Annotated in this window: 16 protein-coding genes; all 16 read left to right on the top strand. The window is 54.7% G+C overall.

Annotated elements, in window-relative coordinates; genetic code table 11:
- Positions 1 to 649 precede the first annotated feature (649 nt).
- Entirely contained in the window at positions 650 to 1,051 is a 402-nt protein-coding gene (rpsH, locus tag QZR17_RS05485) for a 30S ribosomal protein S8 (RefSeq protein ID WP_025081669.1), read from the top strand.
- A gap of 29 nt (positions 1,052 to 1,080) precedes the next feature.
- On the top strand, positions 1,081 to 1,638 hold the full coding sequence (gene rplF, locus QZR17_RS05480) for a 50S ribosomal protein L6 (protein WP_070465508.1): 558 nt from the start codon (positions 1,081 to 1,083) through the stop codon (positions 1,636 to 1,638).
- Between the two features lie 42 nt (positions 1,639 to 1,680).
- Complete coding sequence (rplR, locus tag QZR17_RS05475) at positions 1,681 to 2,025, top strand: 50S ribosomal protein L18 (protein WP_070465505.1); 345 nt, start codon at positions 1,681 to 1,683, stop codon at positions 2,023 to 2,025.
- Between the two features lie 32 nt (positions 2,026 to 2,057).
- Positions 2,058 to 2,564, top strand: coding sequence for a 30S ribosomal protein S5 (gene rpsE, locus QZR17_RS05470; RefSeq protein ID WP_296164942.1), 507 nt, complete (start codon positions 2,058 to 2,060; stop codon positions 2,562 to 2,564).
- A 53-nt stretch (positions 2,565 to 2,617) separates the two neighbouring features.
- Positions 2,618 to 2,788 (top strand): 50S ribosomal protein L30, encoded by a 171-nt coding sequence (rpmD, locus tag QZR17_RS05465; protein WP_296164943.1) that lies wholly within the window; start codon positions 2,618 to 2,620, stop codon positions 2,786 to 2,788.
- Positions 2,789 to 2,938: 150 nt separating this feature from the next.
- Complete coding sequence (gene rplO, locus QZR17_RS05460) at positions 2,939 to 3,394, top strand: 50S ribosomal protein L15 (RefSeq protein ID WP_297128674.1); 456 nt, start codon at positions 2,939 to 2,941, stop codon at positions 3,392 to 3,394.
- A 39-nt stretch (positions 3,395 to 3,433) separates the two neighbouring features.
- Entirely contained in the window at positions 3,434 to 4,762 is a 1,329-nt protein-coding gene (secY, locus tag QZR17_RS05455; RefSeq protein ID WP_297128671.1) for a preprotein translocase subunit SecY, read from the top strand.
- A gap of 37 nt (positions 4,763 to 4,799) precedes the next feature.
- Positions 4,800 to 5,600, top strand: a complete 801-nt coding sequence (gene map / locus QZR17_RS05450) for a type I methionyl aminopeptidase (protein WP_297128667.1) — start codon at positions 4,800 to 4,802, stop codon at positions 5,598 to 5,600.
- A gap of 77 nt (positions 5,601 to 5,677) precedes the next feature.
- Positions 5,678 to 5,896 (top strand): translation initiation factor IF-1, encoded by a 219-nt coding sequence (infA, locus tag QZR17_RS05445; RefSeq protein WP_070465486.1) that lies wholly within the window; start codon positions 5,678 to 5,680, stop codon positions 5,894 to 5,896.
- Between the two features lie 152 nt (positions 5,897 to 6,048).
- Positions 6,049 to 6,165 (top strand): 50S ribosomal protein L36, encoded by a 117-nt coding sequence (gene rpmJ / locus QZR17_RS05440; protein WP_018106937.1) that lies wholly within the window; start codon positions 6,049 to 6,051, stop codon positions 6,163 to 6,165.
- A 117-nt stretch (positions 6,166 to 6,282) separates the two neighbouring features.
- The gene (rpsM, locus tag QZR17_RS05435) at positions 6,283 to 6,663 is read left to right on the top strand and encodes a 30S ribosomal protein S13 (protein ID WP_070465484.1); all 381 of its coding nucleotides are present in this window, start codon (positions 6,283 to 6,285) and stop codon (positions 6,661 to 6,663) included.
- Positions 6,664 to 6,681: 18 nt separating this feature from the next.
- Positions 6,682 to 7,068, top strand: a complete 387-nt coding sequence (rpsK, locus tag QZR17_RS05430; protein ID WP_018106935.1) for a 30S ribosomal protein S11 — start codon at positions 6,682 to 6,684, stop codon at positions 7,066 to 7,068.
- A gap of 251 nt (positions 7,069 to 7,319) precedes the next feature.
- Positions 7,320 to 7,919 (top strand): 30S ribosomal protein S4, encoded by a 600-nt coding sequence (gene rpsD, locus QZR17_RS05425; protein ID WP_070465481.1) that lies wholly within the window; start codon positions 7,320 to 7,322, stop codon positions 7,917 to 7,919.
- Positions 7,920 to 7,962: 43 nt separating this feature from the next.
- Positions 7,963 to 8,958 (top strand): DNA-directed RNA polymerase subunit alpha, encoded by a 996-nt coding sequence (locus QZR17_RS05420; protein ID WP_296164101.1) that lies wholly within the window; start codon positions 7,963 to 7,965, stop codon positions 8,956 to 8,958.
- 8 nt (positions 8,959 to 8,966) lie between these two features.
- Positions 8,967 to 9,479: a 50S ribosomal protein L17 gene (rplQ, locus tag QZR17_RS05415; protein WP_297128663.1), complete on the top strand. Its 513-nt coding sequence runs from the start codon at positions 8,967 to 8,969 to the stop codon at positions 9,477 to 9,479.
- Positions 9,480 to 9,624: 145 nt separating this feature from the next.
- The gene (lpdA, locus tag QZR17_RS05410; RefSeq protein ID WP_297128661.1) at positions 9,625 to 10,998 is read left to right on the top strand and encodes a dihydrolipoyl dehydrogenase; all 1,374 of its coding nucleotides are present in this window, start codon (positions 9,625 to 9,627) and stop codon (positions 10,996 to 10,998) included.
- The last annotated feature ends 34 nt before the right edge of the window (positions 10,999 to 11,032 follow it).

The raw sequence follows: 11,032 nt of genomic DNA, 5'->3' as shown, positions 1-11,032 counted from the left end.
AATCCCCCTTTCAACACCCTCACCCACCCAGCACATCAAAATGCGAATTAGCCGTTTCCAAGGGACTCATCCCCGGTGTCAAGAAGTCCAGCTGGTGATCCCCTCCCTGTAGGGAAGATCCGGTCTGCACCATAAAGACCCAGAGGGCCCCCTCAGTCACTACGACTGTGGGGGCCCTTTTCTTGTTTTTTGGGGGCGGACAGGTCATACGAGTCGGGCAGGTCAGGAAGGGTCGGCCGGGTAGGGCAGGCCAGGCGGGTCGATCAGGAGCTTCCCTAATACCGATATTAGTCGCGCCTAATATCGGTATTAGAGATCTCTAATATCGGTATTAGATTTCGCCCATAGCGAGGCCGGTAGGAGAGGTCTCATGAGCGCCTTAGGGAGACTTGCCCGGCGGTGCAGCGTATGCTTTCCCCATGATTTCTCTCTGAGAAAAGAGGGTGGGGATTGTACTATGTCGGTGATTTTGTGTATCTTTGCCTACTTTTCAGAGTGAAAAGGCTATACGAGGTCGGGTAACGCCTACTCCATCTATCCCCTGTGGGACGGCTGTTGACGGGCATATCCGGTGCTCTATTGTTAAATATTGTCCGCTTGTGATCCCCACTAACTCAGGACACGAGTGGATCAATTTAATGAGTTACTTATGACAGATCCAATTGCAGACTATCTGACAAGATTGCGCAATGCAATCTCTGCACGCCACCGCGTGGTGGAAATCCCTGCCAGCAACATGAAGAAGGAGATGACCAAGATCCTCTTTGAGAAGGGTTATATCCTTAATTACATGTTTGACGACGAGGATCCAAAGCATCAGGGCACGATCAAGATCGCCCTTAAGTACGATATGGCGACCAAGGCTCCGGCCATCAAGTCGCTACGTCGCGTCTCTCGCCCGGGTCTCCGCCGCTATGTCGGTGCGAACGACCTCCCCCGAGTCCTCAATGGTCTCGGCATCGCCATACTATCCACCTCCAAGGGGGTGATGACCAATAAGGATGCAGCTGATCTCCACATCGGAGGTGAGGTGATCTGCTACGTCTACTAATACCTAACTCTAAGAAGAAGATATACATCATGTCAAGAATCGGAAAGCTTCCCATAGCCATCCCGGCCGGAGTAGAGGTATCTATCAAGGACAACGTCGTCACCGTAAAGGGACCCAAGGGTACCCTGACCCAGGACTATGACTCCCGTCTCACCGTAGAGGTGAAGGATGGTGAGGTGCATGTCACCCGCGCTACGGACAGCATCGAGGAGCGTGCTCAGCACGGACTCGTACGCTCGCTGATCCACAATATGGTCGTCGGTGTATCCGAGGGCTACACCAGGACTATGGAGCTCATCGGAGTCGGCTTCCGTGCTGAGGCACAGGGTCAGCTCCTCACGCTCTCTCTCGGCTACTCTCACCCCATCTATCTGATGCTCGCTCCTGAGATCCAGGTGGAGGCTAAGATGGAGCGCAATAAGGCTCCTCTGGTCATCCTTTCCAGCTGTGACAAGCAGCTGCTTGGTCAGGTGTGCGCCAAGATCCGCTCCTTCCGTAAGCCGGAGCCTTACAAGGGTAAGGGTATCAAGTTTGTCGGTGAGACCATCCGTCGCAAGTCGGGTAAGGCAGCCGCTGCTTCTAAGTAATGCATGCGCCTAAGTCAAAACATCAAGTGAAGAGAGAGAAGTATGATTACTAAAAGAGAAAGAAGACTCAAGATCAAGAAGCGCGTCCGCAAGCACATCTCCGGCACGACCGAGAGACCGCGCCTGTCGGTATTCCGCAGTAATCGCCAGATATATGCTCAGGTGATCGACGATACTACCGGTAAGACTCTTGCTGCCAGCAGCTCCCTCAAGATCGCCGAGAAGGCGCCCAAGGGAGAGATCGCTAAGCAAGTCGGTAGCGACGTCGCCAAGAAGGCTATGGATGCCGGTGTCAAGACTGTCGTCTTCGACCGTAATGGTTACCTCTACCATGGTCGTGTCAAGGAGCTGGCTGATGCCGCTCGCGAGGCAGGGCTTGTCTTTTGAGATATCGATCACACGAACTATTGCATAAAGATATGAAGAGAGTAACCTCTACTAATAATATAGAGCTCGAGAATCGTCTCGTAGCCATCAATAGGGTCTCCAAGGTCACCAAGGGTGGACGGACGTTCTCCCTCGCTGCCATCGTCGTGGTAGGTGATGGTAAGGGTGTCATCGGCTACGGTCTCGGCCGCTCCAACGACACCTCCACCGCTATCACCAAGGGTACCGATGCTGCTAAGAAAAACCTCATCCAGGTGCCGGTCTTCAAGGGGACCATCCCTCACGAGGTGAGTGCCCGCTTTGCCGGTGCTGAGGTGCTCCTCCGCCCTGCATCTGAGGGTACCGGAGTGGTTGCCGGTGGTGCTATGCGTGCCGTACTCGACATGGTCGGAGTGACCGACGTCCTCTGCAAGAGCAACGGCTCATCCAATGCCCACAACGTCGTCAAGGCCACCATCCTCGCCCTCTCCAAGCTGAGCAGCCCCCTGGACATCGCCCGTACCCGTGGTATCTCCGTCGAGAAGGTATTCAAGGGCTGATCTGAGAGCGAGAAGTCTCTCGAGTACGATTATTACTAAGGAATAATAAGACGATGAAAATCAAGCAAACACGTAGTCGCATCCGCACTACCAAGGCGCAGAAGGACGCTCTTAATGCTCTGGGCCTCCGTAAGCTCAATCGCATCATCGACGTCGAGGATACGCCCGTCAATAGGGGCAATCTTCGCATCGTCCGTCACCTCATCGAGGTGGTGGAGGAGTGATCCGGTAGCTCTACGCGGAGAGGACCCCTTTACTCTCTCCCTCACAGATGCTCCCCACAGCGGGACGCCGGGGGACATAAGGAGTAGGGCGGAGCTCTCCACGATAGCGACACGTCTTTTAATCGATATATAAGTATTACAACATAAGTCATGGATTTATCATCCCTAAAACCGGCTGACGGAGCCACTAAGGCTCGCAAGCGCGTAGGCCGTGGTACCGGATCCGGTCTTGGAAATACCTCTACCCGTGGTACGAAGGGTGCCAAGAGCCGCTCAGGCTACTCTAAGAAGTTTGGCTTCGAGGGTGGTCAGAATCCTCTGCAGCGTCGTCTGCCGAAGGTCGGCTTCAACTCTCCCAACCGTCGCGAGTATACCATCATCAGTCTGAGTGACCTCGCCCAGCTCGCTGAGCAGAAGGGTCTCACAGAGATCACTCCGGAGGAGCTCAAGGCTGCCGGTCTCATCAAGAAGTCCGCCACCGCCCCCGTCAAGATCCTTGCCAATGGTGAGCTGAGCCAGAAGCTTACCATCCGCGCACATGCATTCTCAGCTACTGCCAAGGAGGCCATCGAGAAGGCCGGCGGTGTGGCTGAGGTGCTGTCCTGATCTTTTGCTCCTCACATTTCACCCTAAGACACTTATCCCATGAAGTTTGTAGAGACGATAAGAAACATCTGGAAGATTGATGACCTGCGCCAGCGTATCCTGACGACACTGTGGCTCATCGTCCTCTATCGTCTTGGCACTACCATCGTCCTCCCCGGTATTGATCCGTCGACGCTTACGGCGCTGCATGATCAGACACGCGGCGGACTGATGGCACTGTTGGACATGTTCTCAGGTGGTGCGTTTAGCAATGCATCTGTCTTTGGACTCGGTATCATGCCGTACATCTCTGCCTCTATCGTCGTCCAGCTTATGGCGATGGTAGTGCCCAGCATCCAGAAGATGCAGCGCGAGGGTGAGAGTGGTCGGCGTAAGCTGGGACAGTGGACGAGATACCTTACCATCATCATCCTGCTGATCCAGGGCCCGGTCTACCTGATCAACCTGCGTAATCAGCTCGCCACCGTCGGTGTAGCTATGCCTTCGACCTTCTGGTTTTACTTCCGGAGTACGGTCTACATGGCTGCCGGCTCGATGATGACCCTCTGGCTCGGTGAGCGCATCACGGAGCGTGGTGTAGGTAATGGTGTCTCCTTTATCATCCTCGTGGGTATCCTCGCACGATTCCCCTCTGCCATCGTGAGCGAGTTTGTACTTCGCTTCAATGTCACCGGAGGTCTCTTCGTCTTTATCCTCGAGCTCCTACTCCTCCTGATCGTGATCATCGGTGCTATCCTGCTGGTGCAGGGGACCCGCCGTATCCCGGTGCAGTATGCCAAGAGGACCGTCGGCAACCGTATGTATGGTGGCGCTCGTCAGTATATCCCGCTGAAGATCAATGCCGCCAACGTGATGCCGATCATCTTCGCTCAGGCGATCATGTTTATCCCGCTTACCTTCATCGGCTACGGGAATAATATCTCGCCCTTCTGGCAGCAGTTTATGCAGGGCTCCGGCTTCTGGTACAATTTCATCTTTGCTCTCCTGATCATCGTCTTCACCTACTTCTATACCGCAGTGACGATCAACCCCGGTCAGATCTCTGACGACCTCAAGCGGTCAAATGGGTTTATCCCCGGTATCAAGCCCGGTAAGGCGACCAAGGAGTACATCGATGACGTGATGAGCAAGATCACCCTCCCCGGTGCCATCTTCCTCGCCATCGTGGCCATCCTCCCCGCCTTTGCTCGCCTGATGGGTATCGACGCACAGTTCTCGCAGTTCTTCGGCGGCACCTCTCTGATCATTATGGTCGGTGTGGTCCTCGACACACTGCAGCAGGTGGAGGGTATGCTCCTACAGCACCACTATGACGGACTCCTTGAGGGCACTCATATCAAGGGCCGTAACGGCAATATGTACCACTGATCTCAAGAGAGATAGAATCCACTAACGACTGACACTGATGATTCGACGCAATCACATTATCCTCAAGACGCGCGAGGAGATCGATAAGCTCTATCTCGCCAATCAGCTCAATAGCCGCACCCTCGCGGAGGTGGCTAAGCACATCCGACCGGGCGTCAGCACGGCGGACCTGGATAAGGTGGCGCACGACTTTATCATCAGTCATGGTGGCTACCCGGCTTGTCTCGGATATGAGGGCTTCCCGGGAAGCATCTGTGTCTCGGTCAATGAGATCGTCGTACACGGCATCCCCAGCCCCGACGCTATCCTCAAGGAGGGCGACATCATCACGGTGGACCTCTGCACGGAGCTTGGCGGCTTCATCGGCGATAGCGCCTTCACCTTCCCCGTCGGAGAGATTGACCCCAAGGTGGCTGATCTGCTCAATACGACCAAGGAGGCACTCTACCTCGGCATCGATCAGGTAGAGGTGGGCAAGCACATCGGAGACATCGGCGAGGCGGTGCAGAAGCACTGCGAGGCGAAGTTTTACGGTGTGGTCCGGGAGTTTGTCGGCCACGGCATCGGTCGTGGCATGCATGAGGATCCCAATGTGCCCAACTATGGGCACCGTGGGACCGGTCCCATGATCGAGGAGGGACTCTGCATCTGCATCGAGCCCATGATTACCCTCGGTAGTAAGAATGTCTTTATCAGCAATGACGGCTGGACGGTCCGCACTAAGGACCGTAAGCCGGCCGCTCACTTCGAGCACTGCATGGCGGTGGTCGACGGACGAGCCAAGCTGATGAGCAGCTTCGACTACATCTACGAGGTGATCGGTAGGGAGACCTTCTGAGCTGAGGACTTGCAGGAGTCGAGAGGATTTCTTATCATTGAGAGATACATTTTATAATACATCAAGGAGAAAGCATAATGGCAAAAGAACCAGCAATAGAGCAAGATGGTGTCATCGTAGAGGCTCTGTCCAACGCTATGTTTAAGGTAGAGCTGGACAATGGGCACGAGCTCACTGCACACATTTCCGGCAAAATGCGCCTGCACTACATCCGCATCCTCCCCGGCGATCGTGTGAAGGTGGAGATGTCCCCCTATGATCTCACCAAGGGTCGTATCGTCTACCGGTACAAGTAAGTCTCTTATTGTGAGTAGGCGATTTTGACCTATATGTAGCTCCGGAGGCTTGGAGTGGACCTCGAGAGGGTCAGTCCGGGCATCGAACTATTACCAACACTAATCATTGGCGGGGACAAGGGTTGCCGCCTGAGACTATAGCAGAGAAAGAGATGAAAGTCAAAGTTTCTATCAAGAAGCGTGACGACGACTGCAAGTTTGTACGTCGCAAGGGACGCCTCTACGTCATCAACAAGAAGAACCCTAAGTTTAAGATGCGTCAGAAGTAATCCCTCGGAGACGCACTCGAGAGAGTGTGGTCCCCGTGGATTATAAGGACGAGTATCTTGAGCAGATGGTATCTTAGTCTACTAAGACACATCCAATCATTTACGTTTTTATAATATATGGCTATAAGAATAGTAGGTGTAGACTTACCGCAAGACAAGCAGGGACAGATCGCACTGACCTACATCTATGGCATTGGCCGCAGCGCAGCTCGCACCATCCTCGACAAGACGGAGGTGCCGCGTGAGACCAAGGTCCAGGACTGGACAGACGATCAGGCTGCCGCTATCCGTGAGTACATCACTGCTAATTACAAGGTCGAGGGAGACCTCCGCAGTATGCAGCAGATGGACATCAAGCGCCTCATGGATATCGGGTCATACCGCGGTATCAGACACCGTAATGGTCTTCCCGTACGTGGACAGAAGACCAAGAACAATGCTCGTACCCGCAAGGGACGCAGGAAGACGGTCGCTAATAAGAAGAAGGCGACCAAGTAACACGGTCATCTATAGTTTATGGCAAAGAATCAAACAGCCAAGAAGAGAAAGGTCCAGGTCGATGCCATCGGTCAGGCTCACATCCACTCTTCTTTCAACAACATCATTATCACCCTCACCAATAATCAGGGTCAGGCTATCAGCCAGTCCTCTGCCGGTAAGATGGGCTTCAGGAGCTCTAAGAAGAACACCCCCTACGCCGCTCAGATGGCTGCCGAGGATGCTTCCAAGAAGGCTCACGATGCCGGTCTCCGCAAGGTGACGGTCTACGTACAGGGTCCCGGTAACGGTCGCGAGAGTGCCATCCGCACGATCAATAACGCCGGTATCGAGGTGATGGAGATCATCGACGTGACGCCTATGCCTCACAATGGCTGCCGTCCTCCCAAGCGTCGTAAACCCTGATGATGAGATCTGAGAGCGATCAATGACCACGTGTCATCGTCTCAGGTATCCCTCATAGATAAGTGACGGCATAGTGTAGATAAGAGAAATGCCCCTGTAGGAGTCGCGCACCTTACCCTCCGGTAAGCTGGTGCCTCTGCCACTCTGGCGGAGTGATAGATACAGGGACGACGCGCAGCACTGTACCGGTCCCTTGGAGGATCCCACCGATCGATCTCATATAATCCACACACAATAGTTATAGATAAGTCATGGCAAGATATACAGGTCCTAAAGCTAAGGTCAATCGCAAGTTTGGCGAGCCTGTCTTTGGCAATGTCAAGAGCAAGAAGACAACACCTCCCGGAGAGCACGGAAACTCCCGTCGCCGTAGGGCATCCGAGTATGGTAATCAGCTGCGCGAGAAACAGAAGGCAAAGTACACCTATGGAGTGCTGGAGCGTCAGTTCCGCAACTACTACAAGAAGGCGTCCAGTATGCCCGGTGTACGTGGCGAGATCCTCCTCCAGTTGCTGGAGCAGCGTCTCGACAATGTAGTATTCCGTCTTGGTCTCGCTAAGTCTCGTGCTGCAGCTCGTCAGCTCGTCAACCACCGTCACATCGTCGTAGACGGCAAGGTGGTCGACATCCCCTCCTACTCCGTACAGCCCGGCCAGGTCGTCGGCATACGTGAGAGAGACAAGAATCTTGAGATCATCCGCGAGGCGGTACAGAGTCTGGGTCACAACCAGTACTCCTGGCTCGCCTGGGATGGTGCGGCACAGGCAGGTACCTTCCTCCACGTGCCCGAGCGCGCTGATATTCCTGAGAATATCGTAGAGCAGTCTATCATCGAGCTGTACTCTAAGTAATAATTGATCCTTTCCGACTTTCGAGTCATTTAATAGCAGTGATATGGCTTTACTAGTATTCCAAAAACCAGACAAGCTGGTCTTCACGGAGTCGACACCCACACATGGGAGAGCAGACTTCAAGCCATTGGAGCCCGGATACGGTCTTACCATTGGCAATGCTCTGCGTCGTATTCTCCTCTCCTCGCCCGTGGGCTTTGCCATCAATTCCATCAAGATCTCCGGCGTGGCTCATGAGTTTGCCACCGTGCCGGGAGTTGTTGAGGATGTGACAAATATCATTCTTAATCTCAAGAAGGTCCGCTTCAAGCAGACCATCCAGGGTGAGGACGATGAGCAGGTGACGATCAAGGTCAGTGGAAAGGATAAGAAGCAATTGACAGCAGGCGATATCGCCCCGCTATCCAATTTCGAGGTGATCAATAAGTCGCAGGTCATCTGCCACCTCGACAAGTCAGCCTCCTTTGACCTCACGCTCTTCATTGACAAGGGTCGCGGATGGGTCTCCTCTGACGATATTGCCGAGTCCTTTGATGACCCGGAGCGTATCGCCATCGATGCGATCTACACCCCGATCCTCAATGTCAAGATGAGCGTCGAGAATACCCGTGTGGGTCAGAAGACTGACTACGACCGCCTGATCCTTGACATCGACACCGATGGCTCGGTGACGCCCAAGCAGGCGCTCGTGGATGCGGCTGATGTCCTGATCTCTCATCTCCGACTTTTCCACGATGAGACGATCGAGTACGATCTGGAGACCGAGGAGGGTAGCGATACCTTCGACGAGGCCACCATGCGTCTCCGTCAGCTCCTGAAGACAAAGCTCTCTGAGGATATGCTGTCCGTCAGAGCGCTCAATTGTCTTCGTGCTGCCGGCATCGATACGCTGGGGGACCTGGTCGCCTTCTCGGAGAGTGAGCTGCTTAAGATCCGAAACTTCGGCAAGAAGTCTCTCAATGAGGTCTACGCACTCCTCGATGAGCTCAAGCTCACCTTCGATATGGATGTCGCCAAATACAAACTTGATAAAGACTAAGTAGCATAATGAGACATAATAAGAAATTCAATCATCTCTCCCGCACCAGCAGTCACCGCAAGGCTTTGCTCTCCAATATGGCTGCCTCGCTGATCATGGAGAAGAGGATTGTCACCACCCTCGCTAAGGCCAAGGTACTCCGTATGCACGTAGAGCCGATGATCACCCGCGGTAAGGAGGACAACCTCAATAATCGCCGTATGGCATTCCGTGACCTCCAGAATAAGGAGGCTGTCACTGAGCTCTTCACGGTGATCGCACCCAAGGTGGCTGACCGTCCCGGTGGCTACACCCGCATCATCAAGCTGGGTCGTCGTCGTGGTGATGACACCATGACCTGCTTCATCGAGCTCGTGGACTTCAATGAGGTCTACACTCAGAAGGGCAAGACCAAGGCAACGGAGGAGAAGACCGCTAAGAAGACCCGTCGCTCTCGTCGCAAGAAGAGCGAGGAGACCGCTGAGGCTGCTCCCGTAGAGGAGGCCAAGGTCGAGACCCCCGCCGAGGAGGAGACCAAGTAAGGTCACTTCTATATATAAAGTCAATGGAGACGTACCCCGCTCGTGGAGTACGTCTCCTTTTTTTGTACCCCATTACGCGGAAAATGGGTAACTTGCCGGTGTATGTAATGACAAGACCATATCCAACTATTTCTAAAAAAATACCATGACCTACGATATCGCAGTCATCGGCGGTGGTCCCGCCGGATACAATGCAGCAGAGTATGCTGCCGGGAAGGGGAAGAAGGTGGTCCTCTTCGAGAAAGGCAATCACCTCGGCGGCGTCTGCCTTAATGAGGGCTGCATCCCCACCAAGGCTATGCTCCACTCCGCCCACCTCCTTGAGAAGATCAGCAATGCTGATAAGTACGGCATCACCGTTGATGGTGACGTCACCGCCGACTACGGCAAGATCATGACCCGCAAGAAGAAGATCGTCCGCAAGCTGGTCGCCGGCGTCAAGCAGAAGCTCCTCAAGTCCGGCGTCGAGATCATCGATGGTCTCGCAGTCCTCGACGGAGAGACCGATGACGGCAAGATCCGTATCCGCTGCAACGACACCGAGTACACCGCCACCGACGTCCTCCTCGCCACTGGTAGTGAGGTGAGCATCCCGCCCATCGATGGCATCGCAGAGACCGAGTACTGGACCTCCACCGAGGCACTCAGCGCCCCCGAGCTCCCCAAGTCGATCCTCATCATCGGCGGCGGAGTCATCGGGATGGAGTTTGCAGGCTTCTACTCCGCCATGGGCGTCGATGTGACGGTCGTGGAGATGATCCCCAAGATCCTCGGCCCGATGGACTCTGAGGTCTCCTCGCTCCTCCAGCAGGAGTACGAGAAGGCCGGGGTAAAGTTTTACCTCCAGGCTAAGGTGGTCTCCCTCCATACTGGAGCCGTCACCATAGAGACCTACGAGGGTCAGCGAGAGGTCCTCGAGGCAGAGCGCATCCTCCTCTCCACCGGTCGCCGACCCATCACCGAGGGGCTGGGGCTGGAGACGCTCGACATCGAGATGAACCGGCGTGCCATCAAGGTCGACAGTCACATGCGCACCTCTCACAAGCACGTCTACGCTGCAGGTGACTGCGTCGGTGGCATCATGCTCGCCCATGTGGGTTACTACGAGGGCGAGGTGGCCATCCGCAATATCGTCGATGGTGCCGATGAGGAGGCTCGCTACGACTCCATCCCCTCAGTCATCTACACCAGCCCCGAGTTTGCGAGCGTGGGAGCCAGCGAGGATGAGCTGCAGAAGGCTGGCACCGACTACAAGGCTCTCAAGATCCCGATGACCTTTGCCGGACGCTTCATCGTAGAGAATGAGCGCGCCACCGGACTCTTCAAGATCCTCTACCATGCCGAGACGAAGAAGGTCCTCGGGGTGCAGATCTATGGTGACCCCGCCTCTGAGATCATCGCCATCGGCGGTCTGGCGATCACTGAGGGCATGACGCTCGATGAGCTCCGCCATCAGATCTTCCCCCATCCGACGGTTGCTGAGATCTTCCACGAGGCTGCCTATATGGCTGAGGACTGATTCCCCCTATATTCTTACAGTTGCTAAGGCAGAG

The sequence above is a fragment of the uncultured Porphyromonas sp. genome (assembly GCF_900541275.1).
Taxonomy (GTDB): Bacteria; Bacteroidota; Bacteroidia; order Bacteroidales; family Porphyromonadaceae; genus Porphyromonas_A.
The sequence above is the reverse complement of the archived record's forward strand: the minus strand, read 5'-3'. Positions and strand labels throughout refer to the sequence as shown.